Consider the following 17,977-nt stretch of genomic DNA (forward strand, 5'->3'; position numbering starts at 1 on the left):
GAGGTCAACTGTGAACCGCAAACGTCTCGCGGCAGCGGGGCTGGCGGGCGCACTCGCCGCGGCGCTGGTCGCCTTCGGTAGTACCAACGCGTTCGCCGACACGCTGCTCTCCGACGACTTCCAGGACGGCAACTCCAACGGCTGGTCAAAGTCCGGCGGTACCTGGTCGGTGGTGACGGACGGCTCGCTGGCGTACCGGCAGTCGGGCACCAGCAGCGACGCCCGCAGCCTCGTGGGCCCCACGACCTGGACCGACTACTCGGTGCAGGCGCGGGTCAAGCCGACCGGCTTCGCCGCGGCCAACCGGTACGCCGGCCTGATCGCCCGCGCGCAGAGCAGCAGCAACTACTACGCGCTGGTGCTCACGAGCTCGGGCGGCGTACAGCTGATCAAGCGGGCGGGCGGTGAGCCGGTCGTGCTCGCCACCGGCTCGGGCGCGGGCGGCACCGGCACCTGGACCACGCTCACGCTCGCCGCGTCCGGCAGCCAACTGTCCGGATACGTCAACGGCAACCTCGCCGTCCAGGCCACCGACAGCGCGTTCAGCGCGGGCCGGGCCGGCATCGCGGCCAACTACGCGAGCGTGACCGTCGACGACGTGGTGGCCAGCACCGCCACCGGTACGCCGTCGCCCGGCCCCACGACGGGCGGCCCCACGCTCCCGCCGACCGGGCCGCCGCTCGACCCGGGCGCGCCGCCGATCGGCTTCGCATCGGTCAACGCGCTCGGCCAGAACGGCACCACCGGCGGCGCGGGCGGCCCGACGGTCACCGTGGACACCGCGTCGGAGCTGCTCACCGCCATCGCCCAGCCCGGCCCGCTCAACATCCGGGTACAGGGGATGATCGCGCTGCCCGGCCCGATGCACGACGTGACCTCGGACAAGACGATCGTCGGCGTCGGCGCCGACTCGGGGATCACCGGTGCCGGATTCAACATCGGCTTGCCGGTCAGCAACGTCACCTCGCCGCCGGCCAACGCGGTGCACAACGTGATCATCCGGAACCTCAACTTCCGGGACGCGGCCGACGACTCGATCAACGTGCAGATGTACTCGCACCACGTGTGGATCGACCACAACGACCTGGCCGACGGCTATGACGGCCTGATCGACATCAAGCGTGGCTCGTCGTACGTGACGGTCTCGTGGAACCACGTGCACAACCACACCAAGAACATGCTGCTCGGCCACGACGACAACAACGCCGCCCAGGACACCGGCTATCTGAAGGTGACTTACCACAACAACTGGTTCGACCGCACGCCCCAGCGCAACCCGCGGGTCCGCTTCGGGGAGCCGGTGCACATCTTCAACAACTACTTCGTCTACAACACCGACACGGGCCCGGCCTGCCAGGCGAACTCCGGCTGCGTCGTCGAGGGCAACTACTTCGAGGACGTCGAGGAGCCGGTGACCAACAGGTACGCCGGGCCGGCCGGCCGCTGCGTGGCACGCAACAACGTCTTCGTCGGTGAATCCGGCCAGCCGGACTGTAGCGGGAGCGTGCAGGAGCCGTCGACGTACTACAGCTACACGGTCGCGGACCCGAACACCATCAAGTCGGTCGTGACGGCCGGCGCGGGCACTGGGCGACTGTGACGCAGATGTGACCGCGGGCGGTGGGCAGACACCGCCCGCGGGCACCCCAGCCGGCCGGAGGTCGGGGCACGGGCGGCACAGCCCGGGTCTCCCGCGTCCCGCCTCCGGCCGGTCCTCCCGTCCCACCTCGCAAGGAGGCCCCCGTGCAGCTCAAACACGCCCGGGTGCGGATCCTCGCACCGGTCGCGGCGGCATTGGCCGCCGTCGTCCTCGCCCTCGGCTACAGCGCGGTCGCGTACGCCGACACCTTGTTCTCCGACGACTTCGAAGACGGCAACTCCAGCGGCTGGAGCGGCTCCGGCGGCAGTTGGTCGGTCGCGACCGACGGCTCCCGCGTGCTCCGGCAGAGCGGCACCAGCAGCGACGCGCGGTACACCGCGGGCACGCAGAGCTGGAACGCGTACTCGGTGCAGGCGCGGGTCAAGCCGACCGCGTTCAGCGGCAGCAACCGCTTCGTCGCCGTGCTCGCCCGGGTACAGAGCAACACCAGCTACTACTACGTGGCGCTGCGCGGCAACAACACGGTCGAGCTGAAGAAGCTCGTCAACGGCTCGTCCACCACTTTGGACTCCGCGAGTCTCACCGTGAGCACCAACACCTGGTACACGGTGCGCCTGGAGGTCTCCGGCACCTCGCTGCGCGGTTACGTCAACGGCAACCTGCTGACCGAGGCGACGGACAGCCAGTACTCGGCCGGCCGTATCGGCGTCGCGACCTTCTACGGCGCGGCCAACTTCGACGACGTCGTGGTGAGCACGATCGGCTCCACGCCCACCACGCCGCCGACAAGTACCCCGCCCACGAGCGCCCCGCCGACGACCACCCCGCCCACGAGCCCGCCGCCGAACCCCGGCCCGAACCAGGCCGACGGCTGGGCGTCGGTCGACGCGTGGGGCCAGAACGGCACGACCGGCGGCGCCGGCGGCCCGACGGTCACCGTGGACACCGCCTCCGAGTTCCTCGCCGAGGTGGCCACCGCCGGCCCGCGCGTCATCCAGGTGCAGGGCATGATCGACCTGCCCGGTCCGATGCACGACGTGACCTCGGACAAGACGATCGTCGGCGTCGGCTCGAACTCCGGCTTCACCGGTGGCGGTCTCAACGTCGGCCTGCCGATCGACGACGACATCACCTCGCCCCCGTCGAACGCGGTGCACAACGTCATCATCCGCAACCTGAACTTCCGCAACTGGGATGACGACGCGATCAACGTGCAGATGTTCTCCCACCACATCTGGGTCGACCACAACACGTGGACGACCGGTGCGGACGGCGGCGTGGACGTCAAGCGCGGCTCGTCGTACGTGACGATCTCGTACAACCACGCCGACGGGACCGACAAGAACATGCTGCTCGGCCACGACGACGACAACTCCGCCCAGGACGTGGGCCGGCTGAAGGTGTCGTACCACCACAACTTCTTCGACAACACCAACCAGCGCAACCCACGGATCCGCTTCGGCGACCAGGTGCACGTCTACAACAACTACTACCTGAACACCGGCAACTACGGCGTCGCCTCCACGGAGAACGCGGGCGTCATCGTCGAGGGCAACTACTTCGAGAACGTCGACGACCCGTACCACCTCGGCGAGGGCAGCTCCGGCGACGGCCGGCTGGTCGCGCGCAACAACTGCCTGGTCAACTCCGGCTCCGGCCAGACCGGCGGCAGCGTGTCCAACCCGTCCTACTCGTACACCCTGGCCCCGCAGTGCGACGTGAAGTCGATCGTCACGGCGCAGGCCGGCGCGGGCCGCATCTAGCGACAAACCGGGGCGGCGGCTGGAGGGACCGCCGCCCCACCCCCACGAAAGGGGGCACATCCGATGCGCGTCAGACACAAGCTCCTCCTCGCCGCCGGTGCGGGCGCCAGTGCCCGCTTCGACGACATCGTGGTGAGCGACTCCGGTACGACCCCGCCGACCAGCCAGCCGCCCACCTCGGGCCCGCCGCCCACGACCGGCCCGCCTCCCACCACGGGCCCGCCGCCCACCACGCCGCCGCCCGGCAACGCCAACGGCCTCGTCGGCTGGGCGACCCAGAACGGCGGCACCAACGGTGGCGGAAACTCCGGCTCCACCACGGTCACCAGCTCGTCGGCGCTGAGCAGCGCGATCTCCGGTACGAACTCCGCGGTCATCCGCGTCTCCGGAACCATCTCCTGCTCCGGCATGCTTCAGGTCGGCTCCAACAAGACCATCCTCGGCAACTCCGGCGCCACGATCTCCGGCTGCGGTTTCACGCTCAGCGGCAGCCGCAACGTCATCATCCGCAACCTGAGCTTCCGCGGCTGGGACGACGACGCGATCAACGTGGAGACCTCGTCGACCAACGTCTGGGTCGACCACAACAGCTTCACCGACGGGTACGCCAGCCAGGACCGTGGCCAGCTGCGCGTGACCTACCACCACAACTGGTTTGACGGATCCGGCACTCGCCACCCGCGCGTGCGCTTCGGCAACCCGGTCCACGTGTACAACAACTACTACTACAACAACGAGTACGGCGTGGCGTCCACGATGGGCGCCGGCGTGCTGGTCGAGGGCAACTACTTCGAGAACGTCGACGAGCCCACGCTGATCGGCTACGCCAGCTCGGACGACGGCGCCATCGTGCAGCGCAACAACGTCTTCGTCGGCTCCGGCAGCCCGGAGAGCGGCGGCGGCAGCGTGTCGGGCATCCCCTACTCGTACTCCCTGGACAACGCCTCCAACGTGAAGTCCATCGTCACGAGTGGCGCGGGAGCGGGCCGCATCAGCGTCTGACCTTGCACCAGTTCCCCACAAAGTGAGCGCCGCCGGCTGTCGTGGTCCCGACCACGCTCCGGCGGCGCTCCATTTAGGATGGCGGACTTAGCCCGCAACGGGACCTGCTCGAGGCGATGGGCGGTTTCGTCGTCGCCGCCGAGTGTGACCTCATCCTCAGCGTCCACGGGATCTCTCTCACGGATGTGGTCGCGGCGGAGTTGCGGGAAGAGATGAGGGGCGGGCCCCGCGGGCCCGCCCCTCATCGTGCTTGAGCGTGGGTCAGAGGCGCTGACCGGTCACCGCGTGGAAGGCGTGGTTTTGGCCCGTGCGCGGCTTGACGAAGACCGTGTCGCCCATGTTGGGCATGTGGCGGCGGTCGGTGCGGACGACGAAGCGCTCGGAGCCGCCGTCGAGGGCCGCGTGGCCGTAGACGTTGGCGTCGGAGCCGAGGTCTTCGACCAGCTCGACGACCACGGGCAGGCCGCCCTCGGTGGGGCTGACCAGGTCGCAGTCCTCAGGGCGGAAGCCGACGGTGATCTTGTTGTTGCCGCCCTCGGCCTGGGCGGCCGCGACCTGCTCGCGGGTGAGCGGCACGATCATCTGGGCGAAGACGGCGCCCTGCTCGGTGAGCGGGACGGTCTTGATGTTCATGGCGGGCGAGCCGATGAAGCCGGCGACGAAGACGTTGCCAGGGCGGTCGTAAAGCTCCCGCGGGGTGTCCACCTGCTGAAGCACGCCGTCGAGGAGGACCGCCACGCGGTGGCCCATCGTCATGGCCTCGATCTGGTCGTGGGTCACGTACACGGTGGTGATGCCGAGCTTGGCCTGGAGGGTCGCGATCTGGGTACGCGTCTGCACGCGGAGCTTGGCGTCCAGGTTGGACAGCGGCTCGTCCATGAGGAAGACCTGGGGCTCACGCACGATCGCGCGGCCCATGGCGACACGCTGGCGCTGACCACCGGAGAGCGCCTTGGGCTTGCGGCTGAGGTACTCCTCGAGCTGGAGCAGCGCGGCCGCCTCCTTGACCCGCCGGTCGATCTCCGCCTTGGGGGTCTTGCGGAGCTTGAGGGCGAACGCCATGTTCTCGTACACCGTCATGTGCGGGTAGAGGGCGTAGTTCTGGAAGACCATCGCGATGTCGCGGGCCTTGGGCGGCAGGTGGGTGACGTCGCGGCTGTCGATGTGGATCGAGCCCTCGTCGACGTCTTCCAGGCCGGCGAGCATCCGCAGGCTGGTGGACTTTCCGCAGCCGGACGGGCCGACCAGGACGAGGAACTCCCCGTCACCGATCTCCAGGTCCAGATGGTCGACCGCGGGACGCTCGGTGCCCGCATAGACGCGGGTCGCCTTGGAGTACGTGACCGTAGCCATGGTGAAGCGCTTCCTTTCACCGGCAGGAACGTGCCGGACGATCCGAGTGAAGGAGCGACCGGCACACGCTGCGCCGGCCAACGGGCGCGCACCAGGGTGTCGCCCGTGTCACGCCACGGTAAACGGTTTCCGGCTGGCTGCCAAGGTGGGAGCGCGTATCTGAGAGCCCGCTGAGAGGATCATTCGGTCACTCGGGCACGAACGGCGCTCCCCACTCATGCTCACCGAGCGGGGGCCTTTCAACACGCCGCGTACGCTGCCCAAACGCGGATCACCAGGTATGCCCGTCGGTCGTTATGCTGGCGACGAGACGCCCCTGTAGCTCAGCTGGCCAGAGCACTCGCCTTGTAAGCGAGTGGTCGTCGGTTCGAATCCGACCGGGGGCTCGACGAGGTTCCTCACCTGCGAAAATGCTGTCATGGGCGCATGGGAGTGGGCAGGTTTCCCGCACACGCCACTCGCCTAACGGGGCTGTGGCGGCGTCGCGGGAGTGCGACACTGGCAGCGTGGCGACCGTCCTTGACCGCGAGATGTACACGGAGGCGGAAGCCGCGCGCCTCCTGAATGTGGCCCAGGGCACCTTGCACTACTGGCTCGAGGGCCGGACCTACCGAGGCAAGGCCTACAAACCTGTATTGCGGGCTGAGCCCACAGGCAGGCGCACCGTCACATGGGCTGAATTCGTCGAAGCCGGGTTGCTTCGGCAGTACCGGCGCCACCACAAGGTGCCGATGGCAGAGCTTCGTGTCTTCATCGACCGGATGAGAGACGAGTTGGGCGTGCCCTACCCGCTGGCCGACCGTCGTCCGTACGCGATGAACAGAGAGTTGGTACTCGAAGCCCAACTCTCGTCTGGCCTCGATCCTGAGTTCCACCTCGTTGCGGTGATCAGCGGTCAGCTGATCCTTACGGCGCCCTCCCAGAACTTCTACGACCGAGTCGACTGGGAAGGCGACCAGGCGGCGGGCTGGTTGCCCGTCGCGGAGGAGGGGTCAACCGTTCGGATTCGCCCCGAGGTTCGCTTCGGTCGCCCCGCCGTCAAGGGCATCAGCACCGCAGCGATCTGGGAGCAGGAGGATGCGGGGGAGGACGTGGCCGACTTGGCGGTCCTTTATAGCCTGACGCAAGCTGACGTCCGGTGGGCGTTGGCGTACGAGAATTCGCAACGCGCCAAGTCCGCGAATGCCGCGTAGGCATGCGTCCAGCTGAAGTCCGCTTCTACATCGACGCAGACATCCTCGGACTTGCCCACGTCCTCGCTGGCCTCCGTGACGACGTTACCTACCCGGGCGATCCTGGAGCCACTGTTCGGAAGCGAATCCGGCCGCCCTGCCCGATCAGGAGTCCGGCTGTCCCGGACAAGGACTGGATCGGCTTGGTGGCTGCGAGGGGTTGGCTGATCATCACGCGAGACGGTCACATTCAAGTGCACACCAAGGAACTGGCCGAGGTACGCGAACATAGCGCCAAGATGGTGGCCCTGGACACCTCGCAGGCGCATGGGACCTTCGACCAGTTGGAGATCGTGATGTGCCGGTGGCGGCAGATTGTCGACCTCTATGAGCAACCGGGCCCGTTTAACTATGTTGCCTCTCGGACCAACTTGCGTCGCATCAGCCTCTCAACCTGATGCGCGCACCCGAGGCGTAGGTAGCGCACGACCGACCATGTCCCCAGGCCCTTTCAGTCGAGTGACCGCCCACGACTAAAGGCTGAGGGGCGCGGGTCGGTCGACCCACGCCCCTCAGGTGGAGAGGACTCAGAACGGCATGTACGCCAGACCCGGCGTACCCGCGAGGCTGCCGTTGGTGGGCAGTACGCGGGTGACGTTGCTGATGTCCCCGACCAGCGGGAGCCCGATCTGGGCGGCCTCGCTGTAGTCGGCGTCCTCGCCCGCCACCGGGCGCTCGTTGGTGCTGTGCACCCGGCGCGGCGGCGTCTGCTTGGTGTCCGCGTCGCTGGCCGGAGCCGGCAGCGTGGTGGCCGGCGCGGCGCCGCCGGGCAGGCCCAGCGAGCCGAGCGCGCCCACGATCGGGATCTCGTTGGTCGGGTTGTCGGCTGCGCCCGGCACGCCCTTGAGGTGCAGGTCGCCGACCAGCGGGAGCGTGGCGACCGGCGGCAGGGCCTCCGGCTGGCCGTACTCGAAGGAGCGGGTGAACAGCTCGGGGTTCTGCGCGGTCATCGCCTCGCCGATCAGCGCGGGCACCATGTCCTGGGCCTGCGAGCCGGTGGAGCGGGCGACCCCGTTGGTGTTGCCGCGGACCGCCTTGTGCGTGTTCACGCCCGGGATCGCGTCGGCCGGCACGAGGCCGAGCGAGGCGGGTACGGCGGCGCCGGCGCGGGAGGCGTCCACATCAGACGTGGCGGGCACCAGGTCGTCCATGCCGCCGGCGTTGGCGCTGAGGCCGTTCGCGCCGTTGAGCAGCGTGGTCGTGGTGCCGCTCAGGCCGAGCGAGTCGACCGCGCGGGTCGCGCCGACGGTGTCGGTGAAGGTACCGGCCACGGGCAGTTCGGAGATCAGGTTCGGCTTCTCCGCGTGCGCCTCGCCACCGGCCATGGAGGCGCCGAGCGCGCGGTCGAGCGAGCCGTGGCCCAGCGCGTCGGTGCTTACCGAGGCGGTGGGCGAGGAGGGCGCCGAGCCGACGAAGCCGAGGTCGCGGGTCGGCATCACGTCGCCACCGAGGGAGCCGAGCTGGCCGCTCATCACCACGTCCGGGGTGACGCCCTTGGCGTTCGGGCCGAGGTTGACCTGCGAGAAGTCGTTACCCCCGAGAGGGGTGAAGAAGCCGTCGAGCAGGCCCTGGAGCTGCTGAGGGTCGCTGACCGGGGTGGCGTCGACGTCCTCGGCTTGCGCGGCGCCGCCGCCGAGCAGCAGGAAGCCGCCGGCGATGCCGACCGTCCCCACCGCACGATAGAACCACTTGTTCATGTCCATCCATTCAGTGCTTACCGGTAGCACCGAGCAATTGGTGCTAAGTACGCCAAAACGTCCAACGAGCCGCACGCCAAACCGTTCCTGCCGGGGCGAAAACGCACGTCAAAGGCGTTCCGCCGGGGCAGGCCCGGGTTCGTGATCTTCAGGGCTGCGGGGGCGTGAACGACCTGACTACGATCCGGGCATGTCGGTAGACCCGTGGCGCAACCGGGCACGGCGCGCGGTCGTCTCCCGCCTGCGTGAAGGACTTCGGCCCAACGGCGACGCGCCGCACTACGTCATCTGCGGCAGCGATCCGTTGGCCTACCGCGTGGTGCGGGAGTTGGCACAGTCGTACGAGGCGCGGATCACCGTCATCGTGCCGAGCCGCCGGCGCCCCGACGGTCCGGACATCGCCGAGATCAAGGGGATCCACCTGGTCCGGGCCGACCGGCTCGACGAAGACGCGTTCCGGCGGGCGGGGCTGGCCGGCGCCGACGGCCTCGCGCTGCTCCACCAGAACGACGTGGGCAACATCCACGCCGCCCTGTGCGCGCAGGAGGTGGAGCCGCGCGTGCGGCTGGTGCTCCGCATGTTCACGCCTCGGCTGGCAGAGGGGGTCAAGCGCCTCTTCGCCGATTGCGAGGTGATGTCCGACTCGGCGATGGCCGCGCCCGCCTTCGTCGCCGCCGCGCTGGGTGAGCCGGCGCCGACCGACTTCCACCACGCCGGCCGCAACTTCTACGTGGCCCGCCGCTCCGAGGTACTGCCGGAGAGCGTCGTCTGCGGGCTCGCCGACACCACCGAGCGCAACAACCCCCGCGTGCTGCCGGCCGACCAGAGCCGGGCCGACCTGGTGCTGGCCGAGGTGATGGGGCAGCAGGCCGGCACGGTGGTCGCGGCCCGCCGGATCGTCCAGCGGCGCCGGTGGCGCCGGCCGTTCGCGGTGCTCTTCCGAGGGCTGCGCTGGTTCGTCAGCCGCAAGCTGGGCGTCGCGACCATCGCGGTACTGGCGGTGTCGACGATCTTCGGCGGGCTGCTCGCCCGGTCGCAGGACCTCGGGCTGTGGAAGGCGCTCTACGTCACGCTGCTGACCACGATCACCGGGTCTGATGTGGACCTCGATGCGTCGCTCGGCGTACAGGTGATCCAGGTCGTGCTCACGCTCGCCGGGCTCGCGCTGATCCCGCTGATCACCGCGGTCGTGGTCGACGCGATCGTCAACGCCCGCCTCGCGCTCAACGTCGGCCGGCTGCACATGCCCCGGGAAAACCACGTCGTCGTGGTCGGCGTGGGCAATGTCGGTACCCGGATCATCCGCCAGCTCCACGAGTTGGGTATCGAGGTCGTCGCGATCGACAAGGACGCCGAGGCCCGAGGCGCGCCGGTCGCCCGGCAGCTGGGCATCCCGCTGATCATCGGGGACGCGTCGCAGGAGGCCGTGCTCCGCACCGCGTCGGTAAGCACCTGCCAGGCGCTGGTGGTCGTCTCCACCGACGACGTCAGCAACCTCCAGGCCGCGCTCAATGGCCGCGCGATCCGCCCCGACGTGCGGGTCGTGATGCGCCTCTTCGACGGCGACCTGGCGTACCGGATCCAGAAGGCATTCAACATCGGCACCTCGCGCAGCGTCTCCTACCTGGCCGCCCCCGCGTTCGTCGCGGCCCTGATGAACCGCGACGTGATCGCCACCATCCCGGTCGACCGCCACGTGCTGCTGGTCTCCGAGGTGGTGGTGGCGCGTGGCTCGCTGCTCGACGGCGCCACGGTCGGCGACGCGAGCCGGGCCGGCGAGGTACGCGTGATCGCGCTCGCGAGGTTCGGCGAGCCTCGGCCGATGTGGACGCCCTCCAGCGCGTTCCGGATCGACGGTGGCGACCGCCTCACCGTCGTGGCCCGCCGCTCCGGGCTCGGCTGGCTGCTCAAGCGGGCGATGGAGCAGCCTGAGCCGGCCGTGGAGACGCCCTGATCAGAGCGAGGGGGTCAGCTCGACGCCGAGTACGGCCTGCTCATCGGGGCGGTGCACCAGCACGTCGGCGAGGAACGACTGCACCGCGGGCGCCAGGCCCACGTCGCGGCCGGCCTCCTCGGACAGCCGCCACCGGTGCTCGATGATCTGCACGAACAGCTCGGACGACTCCAGCTTGCGCCGCAGGTGGGCCGGGACGGCGCGGACCACCGGCTCGAACACCTCGGTCAGCCAGCGGTGCGCCGCCTGCTGCTCGTCGGTGAGGTCGCTCTCCGCCCGGTACGTGTCGAGGTCGTTGAGCAGCCGCCGGGCCTGGTTTTCCTCGGCGTCGAGGCCGGTCAGGCGCAGCAGCCGGCGCGTGTGGTAGCCGGCGTCGACCACCTTTGGGCGGACCCGGTAGCCACCGTCGCCGTCCACGAGGGACATCGCCACCTCGGCCACGTCGAAGCCGAGCTCGTTGAGGCGGCGGATGCGCCCCTCGATGTCGTGGCGGTCTTCCCGCTTGACCTCCTGCTCGTACGTGATCTCGTGCCACAGCCGCTCGTAGCGCTCGACGACCTCCTCCGCGACCAGCTCGGGGTCGATCGACTCGTGCAGCAGCCCGGCGGCCTGGAGGTCGAGCGCCTCGCCGAAGATGTTGACCCGCGCGATCTCCACGTCTTCGCCGCGCTGCCCCTTGGAGAGTGAGGGGCGCAGCGCACCGGTCTCGGCGTCGACCAGGTAGGCGGCGAACGCGCCGGCGTCGCGGCGGAAGAGCGTGTTGGAGAGCGAGCAGTCGCCCCAGAAGAAGCCGGTGAGGTGCATCCGCACGATCAACGCGGCCAGCGCGTCGAGCAGCCGGGTCATCGTCTCCGGGCGGAGCGTGTGCGAGAAGAGCGCCCGGTACGGCAGCGAGAACTGGAGGTGCCGCGTGATAAGCACCGGGTCGAGCGGCTCACCGTCCGGGGTCGCCCGGTCGGCCACGATCGCCACCGCCTGCACCGCCGGGAAGTCGATCCGCTCCAGCGCGCGCAGCAGGTCGTACTCCCGCTCGGCCACTCGCTCGCCGGTCTCCTTGACCGCGTAGACGGTGCCGGCCATCTTCACGAAGCGCACCACGTGCCGCGAGATGCCCTGGGGGAGCGCCACCAGGTGGTCGGCGGGCCACTCCTCCAGCGGCGTCGACCACGGCAGGTCGAGCAGCGCTGGGTCCACGAGGGCCGATGTGATCCGCACGTACACAAGCATGCCGTTCGAGAGCGCGCGACGCCGCTAACCGTGGCTCGTTACACACAGTCGGAACGGATTGTCACGATATGTGATTTGTGGGGGACAGGTATGCGGCGAACGGTGGCGCTGGCGGCGGGGGCTTGCACAGTGGTGGCACTCGCGGGGGTGGCTGGCGCGACGGCGTACGCCCGAACCGGAGAGGCGCCGGCACCGCCCGCGGTGAGCGCGCCCATGCCGGAGCGCGTGGCGGACGAGCCGGCCGGCGCAGCCGCCTCCACGCCCGGACAGGCCGCGCCCCGCCGGACGACCAGCACCGCCCCGCGGACCGAGGAGCGCGGCAGCACCGGGCGCACGCTCGTCGGGCGCGAGCAGATCGGGTCGGTCGAGCAGATCGACCGGGTCATCGGGTACCTGGACGCTGATCGCCGGATGACGCTGCGGTACCCCGGCGCCACCTACGTGAAGCCACACTTCAGCCGGGTCCTGCTGCTGCCCGGCGACTACCTGACCATCTCCGACCCGACCGGCACGGAGGTGCACCGGGTCGAGTCCGGCCTGCTGTCGGGGGCGGGCCGGTGGGGCATGTCGGTCTCCGGCGACACCGCGGTGGTCGAGCTGCACTCGATCCGCCCCGACCTGCTCGGGCTGGAGTCGACCATCGCCAACCTGGGCGTGGGCGTCGACAAGGTGGCTCACGGCTTCAGCGCCGACGAGCGGGCCCGCCAGCCGCAGCGGACGCCGGAGAGCATCTGCGGCGGCGACGAGAAGGCGGACGCGGTCTGTTACAAGTCGTCGGATCCGGTCGCGTACGAGCGCTCCAAGGCGGTCGCCCGCCTCCTGATCAACGGCAACGAACTGTGCACCGCGTGGCGGGTCGGCCCCACCAACCGCATGATGACCAACAACCACTGCATCGCGACGTCGAGGGACGCGTACGACACCGAGGTGTGGTTCAACTACCAGTGCGCCCAGTGCGGTGGCCACGCGGTCTTCCGGTCGACCAAGGTGTGGGGCGACAAGGTGCTCAGCACCAACGAGGAACTCGACTACACGCTCTTCACGATCGAAGACTTCGACAGCGTGAAGAAGTTCGGCTACCTGGAGTTCGACCTGCGGCGGCCGGCGAAGGGGGAGGAGCTGTACATCCCCCAGCACCCCGGCGGTGACCCGACCCAGATCGCGATGGACAGCGACGCGGACAACGGCAACTGCGCGATCGACGACCCCAGCTACACCGGGTACGCCAAGGCGTCCGACGTCTCGTACTTCTGCGACACCGAGGGCGGCTCCTCCGGCTCGCCGGTCATCTCGAAGCGCACCAACAAGGTGCTCGCGCTGCACCACTTCGGCGGCTGCCCCAATTCCGGCGTGCGCATCGACCTGATCTACAACAAGATCAAGTCGCAACTGTAGTTTGGGCGTGTGCAGGAGACCGTCACCCGTCGCCCGAGCCGCGTGCGACCGGCCGGATGGTGGTTCGACGCCCTTCTGCTGGTCGCGTTCGCCGCGCTGACCGCTGCCCTCGCGGCCGGCTGGCTGCTCGACCTCGACCGCGACGTCGCCGACTGGCTCTTCGCGCACGAGTGGGATCCGGGCTACTGGGTCGCTCGCACGCTCAACTTCCTGGGCAGCGGCGGCCCGCTCACCGTCATCAGCGGGATCATCGCGATCTGGCTCGGCATCCGCCGTCGCTCGATCTGGCCCCTGGCGCTGGTGGTCGCCGCGTTTCTGGCCACCGGCTTCGCCATCATGCCGCTCAAGCTCTGGACCGACCGGGCCGCGCCGCGCTCGATCCTCCCGGACGCGGTGGAGATCTTCAATCACCTGCCGCCGGATGAGTACAGCCTTTCCTATCCCTCCGGCCACATGGTCAACACCATCGTCTGGTACGGCGTGCTGGCGCTGTTGCTCGCTCCCTGGCTGGGCCGTACCGCCCGCCGCTGGCTGCGCATCGCCCCGCCGACGATCGTCTTCGTCACGACCGTCTACCTGAACTACCACTGGGTCACCGACTCGATCGCCGGCGTCCTGCTGGGCATCGTGCTGGACCGCCTGCTGGCGCGCGTGCCCTGGCCCGCCCTGCCGCGCCCCGATCTTGAGACCTCCGGCGAGGCCCCACCAGCCGATCTCTGAGCTTGGGCGGGCTCAGAGAGCGATCGGGGAGCCGGCGCGCAGCACCTGCCGCACCTGGAGAGCGTCGTCGAGCACGACAAGGTCGGCGCGGAGGCCGGGCTCGAGCGCGCCCACCTCACCGGCGAGGCCGATCGCGCGGGCCGGCGTCGTCGCGGCCATGCGCACCGCGTCGGTCATCGCGATGCCCGCGCCCACCGCCCGGCGCAGTGCCGCGTCCATGGTGAGCGTGCTGCCGGCGATCGAACCGTCACGGGCCAGCCGGGCCACGCGGTCGGCCACCACCACCGTCTGACCGCCCAGCTCGTACTCGCCGTCGGGCATGCCCGCCGCCGCCATCGCGTCGGTGATCAGGGCGGCCCGGTCGGGGCCGGTGACCTTGGCGGCGAAGGCGAGCGTGCCGTCGTGCAGGTGTGTGCCGTCGGCGATCAGCTCGCACACCACCGGCGCGGCGCCGAGCAGCGCGAAGACCGGCCCCGGCTCGCGGTGGTGTGGCGGGCGCATGCCGTTGAAGACGTGTGTGCCCACGGTGGCGCCGGCGGCGACCGCGGCGAGCGTCTGGTCGTACGTGGCGTCGGTGTGCCCCACCGCGACCACCACGCCGTGTGCGCCGAGCAGCTCGATGGCCTCCAGCGCGCCCGGCCGCTCGGGGGCGAGCGTGACCATCCGCAACGCGCCGCCGCCCAGTGCGATCAGCGCGGAGAGCTCGTCGAGCGACGGGTCGCGCAGGTGGTCGGGATTTTGCGCGCCGCACCGGACCTGCGACAGGTACGGGCCCTCGTAGTGGATGCCGGCCAGCACGCCCTCGGCCACGAGCGGGGCGAAGGCGGCGGTGGCGTCGCGCATCAGCTCGTAGGGCGAGCTGACCAGGCTGGCAACCAGCGTCGTCGTGCCATGCCGCAGGTGGAAGGCGGCGGCCTCGCGGGCGGCCGCGGCGTCGCCGGTCGTGAACGTGTGCCCGCCGCCGCCGTGCGTGTGGATGTCGACGAAGCCGGGCACGATCCACCGGTCGGCCACCGTGTCGGCGGCACCGACCGAGGCGATCGTGTCGCCGCGCACCTCTACATATCCGTGTACGACGCCGGTGGGCGTGACGACTCGGCCGTCGATCCTCACGCGCGCGCGTCCAGGGCCAGGAGGGCGGCGCCGACGCAGCCGGCCTCGTCGCCGAGCGCCGCGCGCACCAGGGCCGGCTCGGCCTGGAAGCGGAGCCGCGCGCGGATCGCGACCCGCAGCGGGACGAGCAGCGCGTCGCCCGCCTCGGCCAGGCCGCCGCCGAGCACCATCGCCTCGACGTCGTAGAGCGTCTGCGCGGTGACCAGCCCGTCCGCCAGTACCTCGACGGTCTCGCTCCAGACCTCCGTGGCGGCGGCGTCGCCAGCGGCCGCGAGTGCGACGACCTCGGCGGCGGTGGCGGCGCTGCTGGTGGCGGTCGCGTATCGCCGGCTCACCCCGGCCGCCGACGCCTCGGCCTCGAGACAGCCGCGCGCGCCGCAGCCGCAGATGGTGCCGCCGGGGCGCACGACGATGTGCCCCAGCTCGCCCGCGGCGCCGTGCGCGCCCGAAAAGCCCTTGCCGTCGACCACGTGCGCGGCCGCGATGCCGGTGCCGATCGCCACGAAGAGCACCTGCCGGAAGTCGCGCCCGGAGCCCAGCCGCGCCTCGGCCAGGCCGCCCGCGCGCACATCGTGGCCGAGCGCCGCGGGCAGGCCGAGCCGCGCCGACACAAGATCACGCAGGGGTACGTCACGGAAGCCCACGTTTGCCGACCAGGCCGCCACACCGGCCGCCTCGTCGACGACGCCCGGCACGGTGACGCCGGCGGCGACCGGGGTGAGACCGTCGGCGCGGGCCTTGCCGGCCAGGCTCTCAGCCAGGTCGAGGATCGTCTCCACCACCGCGTCGGGGCCGCGTGCGGCGCCGGTGGCGTGGCGCTCGGTGTGCAGCACCGCGCCGCTCTCGGAGACGAGCGCGGACTTGATGCCGGTGCCGCCGACGTCGAGCGCGACGACCGCCCGGCTCACGCCCGTCCTCGCTTTATCGCGGGCGGGACTGGGGCGCCAAGCCCGCTGTGCCTGATGACTCGCCCGCTGCGCTCGGTCATGCGAGGACGACCGACCTGCTGAGGTGGCGGGGAGTGTCCGGGTCGAGCCCGCGGCTGGCGGCGTTGGCCACGGCGAAGCGCTGGGCGAGGACGAGGTCGGCCATGGGGTCGAGCGGCTGGCGGCCACCGCCCCAGTGACCGAGCGCGGAGTAGCCGCCGCCGAGGCTGCCGTGCACGAAGGCCGCGCCGGTGGCCGCCACGTCTTCGGCCAGCCCTTCTGGCACGTCGCCGATCGCCCACACCACTCGCCCGATCGTCGCGATCGAGATGGGACCGTGCCGGTAGTCCATCGCCGGGTATGCCTCCGCCCAGAGCGTGGCGGCCTGGCGGCACTTGAGCGCCGCCTCGTGGGCCAGCCCTACCGTCCAACCGCGACCCAGGAACGTGACCTGCTCGACCAGCGTGGCGTCGACCGGCAGCGGTGCGCGGACGGCCACCTCGGCGTCGACCGCGACCGGCCCGAGGTCTTCGCCGAGGTGGGCGCGGAGCAGCGCGAGCACGGTGGTGGCGAAGCGGGTCTGCATCAACGACCGCTCGTCGGCGAAGGGCAGCAGCACGGCGTCGGTCGCCAACTGCACGGCTGGCGACGAGGGGTCGCCGGCGATCGTGGTGGTGGGCGCCTCGACCGCACCGATCAGGTCGACCACCTCGGTCGTGGTGCCCGAACGAGTGATCGCCACGATCCGGTCGTAGCGCCGGTTGCCCGGAAACTCGGAGGCCTGGAAGGCGTCGGTCTCGCCGTGGCCGGCGCGCTCGCGCAGCGCCGCGTAGGCCATGGCCATGAACCACGACGTGCCACAACCGACCACGGCGACTCGCTCCCCCGGGCGGGGCAGGCCAACCGACCGGCCGGCGAGGTCTGCCGCCTGTCGCCAGCAGTCGGGCTGACTGGCTATCTCCCCGTCAACGTAAGCCATGATTCTCCTGCGCGTAACGGCTCGGTCCGGCCCGCTTTCGAGCGTTATTGTGCGCGGTCCGGCTGGTCGGTGGCAACCGTGCGCAACTTCGCGCAGCGGCCTGTTTTGCGTACCGATGTTTCGCGCACTATTGTGCACGCATTCATGCACCGTCCGTACGGCGGAGGCTACGGTGGATCGCTACGCACGCTGGAACGCCCTGCTCGAGCTGCTGACCGACAGCGGGCGGGTCAGCGTGGAGGACGCGGCCGCCCGCCTGGACGTTTCGCAGGCCACGATACGCCGCGACTTCGACCAGCTCGCCCAGCAGCAGATGATTACGCGCACGCGCGGTGGCGCTGTCGCCAACGGCGTGTCGTACGACCTGCCGCTGCGCTACAAGACCGCCAAGCACTCCGCGGAGAAGCAGCGCATCGGCGCGGCCGCCGCCGCCCTGGTGGCGCCGGGCATGGTGGTCGGGCTCAACGGCGGCACGACGATGACCGAGGTGGCCCGCGCGCTGGCCGTACGCCCCGACCTCAACAGCGGCAACGACGGCGCCCAGCTGACCGTGGTGACCAACGCGCTCAACATCGCAAACGAGCTGCTCGTGCGCTCGCGGATGAAGATCGTGGTGGCCGGCGGTGTGGTGCGCCCCCAGTCGTACGAGCTGGTGGGGCCGCTCGGCGGGGCGCTGCTGCGGGAGGTGACGCTCGACGTGGCGCTGCTCGGCGTCGACGCGATCGACGTGCAGCTCGGTGCCGCGGCCCACCACGAGGGCGAGGCGTCGATGAACAACCTGATGGTCGCTAGGGCGAAACGGGTCGTCATCATCGCCGATTCCTCAAAGCTGGGCGGGCACGCGTTCGCCCGGATCTGCCCCATCGAGCGGATCGAGATGCTGGTGACCGACTCGGGCGCGTTGCCGGAGGCCGTCGCCGCGTTCGAGGCTGTGGGCGTAAGGGTTATCTGCGCCTAATTCGCCATCATCCGCGATGGGGCAGCGCGCCGTGGTGCATACCGAGTATGTTGTCGGG

At 70.3% G+C, this 17,977-nt stretch carries 15 protein-coding genes and 1 tRNA gene; 10 read left to right on the forward strand and 6 right to left on the reverse strand.

The features are described 5' to 3' along the window. Positions 1-10: 10 nt before the first annotated feature. From ACFFIA_RS38605 to ACFFIA_RS38615, 3 genes are all read left to right on the forward strand, one after another. The gene (locus ACFFIA_RS38605) at positions 11-1,600 is read left to right on the forward strand and encodes a pectate lyase family protein (RefSeq protein ID WP_377261244.1); all 1,590 of its coding nucleotides are present in this window, start codon (positions 11-13) and stop codon (positions 1,598-1,600) included. Between the two features lie 143 nt (positions 1,601-1,743). Continuing rightward, complete coding sequence (locus ACFFIA_RS38610) at positions 1,744-3,363, forward strand: pectate lyase family protein (protein WP_377261247.1); 1,620 nt, start codon at positions 1,744-1,746, stop codon at positions 3,361-3,363. 63 nt (positions 3,364-3,426) lie between these two features. Then, on the forward strand, positions 3,427-4,365 hold the full coding sequence (locus ACFFIA_RS38615; protein WP_377261249.1) for a pectate lyase family protein: 939 nt from the start codon (positions 3,427-3,429) through the stop codon (positions 4,363-4,365). A gap of 261 nt (positions 4,366-4,626) precedes the next feature. On the opposite strand, the gene ACFFIA_RS38620 is transcribed toward ACFFIA_RS38615, so the two are convergent. Then, a complete protein-coding gene (locus ACFFIA_RS38620) occupies positions 4,627-5,718 on the reverse strand; it encodes an ABC transporter ATP-binding protein (protein WP_377261252.1) in 1,092 nt (363 codons plus the stop codon). A gap of 312 nt (positions 5,719-6,030) precedes the next feature. Here ACFFIA_RS38620 and ACFFIA_RS38625 point away from each other — a divergent pair. From ACFFIA_RS38625 to ACFFIA_RS38635, 3 genes are all read left to right on the forward strand, one after another. Further along, positions 6,031-6,104, forward strand: a tRNA-Thr gene (locus ACFFIA_RS38625). A 120-nt stretch (positions 6,105-6,224) separates the two neighbouring features. Continuing rightward, positions 6,225-6,911, forward strand: coding sequence for a DUF433 domain-containing protein (locus ACFFIA_RS38630; protein WP_377261254.1), 687 nt, complete (start codon positions 6,225-6,227; stop codon positions 6,909-6,911). A 2-nt stretch (positions 6,912-6,913) separates the two neighbouring features. After that, entirely contained in the window at positions 6,914-7,348 is a 435-nt protein-coding gene (locus tag ACFFIA_RS38635) for a PIN-like domain-containing protein (protein ID WP_377261256.1), read from the forward strand. A gap of 129 nt (positions 7,349-7,477) precedes the next feature. Here ACFFIA_RS38635 and ACFFIA_RS38640 read toward each other — a convergent pair whose 3' ends face one another. After that, positions 7,478-8,647: a hypothetical protein gene (locus ACFFIA_RS38640; RefSeq protein ID WP_377261258.1), complete on the reverse strand. Its 1,170-nt coding sequence runs from the start codon at positions 8,645-8,647 to the stop codon at positions 7,478-7,480. Between the two features lie 190 nt (positions 8,648-8,837). Between ACFFIA_RS38640 and ACFFIA_RS38645 the strand changes: the two genes are divergently transcribed. Then, positions 8,838-10,601 carry an NAD-binding protein gene (locus ACFFIA_RS38645; RefSeq protein ID WP_377261260.1) on the forward strand — a complete coding sequence of 588 codons (1,764 nt, stop codon included), beginning with the start codon at positions 8,838-8,840 and terminating at the stop codon, positions 10,599-10,601. Here ACFFIA_RS38645 and ACFFIA_RS38650 read toward each other — a convergent pair whose 3' ends face one another. Next, positions 10,602-11,828, reverse strand: a complete 1,227-nt coding sequence (locus tag ACFFIA_RS38650) for a DUF4032 domain-containing protein (protein ID WP_377261262.1) — start codon at positions 11,826-11,828, stop codon at positions 10,602-10,604. It abuts the gene before it with no gap. Positions 11,829-12,041: 213 nt separating this feature from the next. Here ACFFIA_RS38650 and ACFFIA_RS38655 point away from each other — a divergent pair, with 213 nt between their 5' ends. Together ACFFIA_RS38655 and ACFFIA_RS38660 are read left to right on the forward strand one after the other, a co-directional pair. Then, the gene (locus ACFFIA_RS38655) at positions 12,042-13,223 is read left to right on the forward strand and encodes a trypsin-like serine peptidase (RefSeq protein WP_377261264.1); all 1,182 of its coding nucleotides are present in this window, start codon (positions 12,042-12,044) and stop codon (positions 13,221-13,223) included. A 9-nt stretch (positions 13,224-13,232) separates the two neighbouring features. After that, positions 13,233-13,943: a phosphatase PAP2 family protein gene (locus tag ACFFIA_RS38660; RefSeq protein WP_377261266.1), complete on the forward strand. Its 711-nt coding sequence runs from the start codon at positions 13,233-13,235 to the stop codon at positions 13,941-13,943. Positions 13,944-13,955: 12 nt separating this feature from the next. Here the strand turns inward: ACFFIA_RS38660 and nagA are convergent, their stop codons facing one another. The 3 genes from nagA to ACFFIA_RS38675 all read right to left on the reverse strand — a co-directional run bounded on the left by nagA (position 13,956) and on the right by ACFFIA_RS38675 (position 16,961). Beyond that, the gene (nagA, locus tag ACFFIA_RS38665) at positions 13,956-15,056 is read right to left on the reverse strand and encodes an N-acetylglucosamine-6-phosphate deacetylase (RefSeq protein WP_377261269.1); all 1,101 of its coding nucleotides are present in this window, start codon (positions 15,054-15,056) and stop codon (positions 13,956-13,958) included. Next, positions 15,053-15,964, reverse strand: a complete 912-nt coding sequence (locus tag ACFFIA_RS38670) for an ROK family protein (protein ID WP_377261271.1) — start codon at positions 15,962-15,964, stop codon at positions 15,053-15,055. The genes nagA and ACFFIA_RS38670 overlap by 4 nt, the downstream gene beginning before the upstream one ends. Before the next feature lie 76 nt (positions 15,965-16,040). After that, a complete protein-coding gene (locus ACFFIA_RS38675) occupies positions 16,041-16,961 on the reverse strand; it encodes an SIS domain-containing protein (RefSeq protein ID WP_377261273.1) in 921 nt (306 codons plus the stop codon). Between the two features lie 172 nt (positions 16,962-17,133). On the opposite strand from ACFFIA_RS38675, the gene ACFFIA_RS38680 reads away from it, so the two are divergent. Beyond that, positions 17,134-17,919, forward strand: a complete 786-nt coding sequence (locus tag ACFFIA_RS38680) for a DeoR/GlpR family DNA-binding transcription regulator (RefSeq protein WP_377261276.1) — start codon at positions 17,134-17,136, stop codon at positions 17,917-17,919. Positions 17,920-17,977: the final 58 nt, after the last annotated feature.

Origin of the sequence: Phytohabitans kaempferiae (genome assembly GCF_042433955.1) — a bacterium.
Classification (GTDB): Bacteria; Actinomycetota; Actinomycetes; order Mycobacteriales; family Micromonosporaceae; genus Phytohabitans; species Phytohabitans kaempferiae.

Coding starts and splice junctions, on each gene's coding strand:
- ACFFIA_RS38675 (WP_377261273.1), bottom strand. CDS start 16,961: ATGGCTTACGTTGACGGGGAGATAGCCAGTCAGCCCGACTGCTGGCGA.
- ACFFIA_RS38650 (WP_377261262.1), bottom strand. CDS start 11,828: ATGCTTGTGTACGTGCGGATCACATCGGCCCTCGTGGACCCAGCGCTG.
- ACFFIA_RS38655 (WP_377261264.1), top strand. CDS start 12,042: ATGCCGGAGCGCGTGGCGGACGAGCCGGCCGGCGCAGCCGCCTCCACG.
- ACFFIA_RS38645 (WP_377261260.1), top strand. CDS start 8,838: ATGTCGGTAGACCCGTGGCGCAACCGGGCACGGCGCGCGGTCGTCTCC.
- ACFFIA_RS38635 (WP_377261256.1), top strand. CDS start 6,914: ATGCGTCCAGCTGAAGTCCGCTTCTACATCGACGCAGACATCCTCGGA.
- ACFFIA_RS38620 (WP_377261252.1), bottom strand. CDS start 5,718: ATGGCTACGGTCACGTACTCCAAGGCGACCCGCGTCTATGCGGGCACC.
- ACFFIA_RS38640 (WP_377261258.1), bottom strand. CDS start 8,647: ATGAACAAGTGGTTCTATCGTGCGGTGGGGACGGTCGGCATCGCCGGC.
- ACFFIA_RS38615 (WP_377261249.1), top strand. CDS start 3,427: ATGCGCGTCAGACACAAGCTCCTCCTCGCCGCCGGTGCGGGCGCCAGT.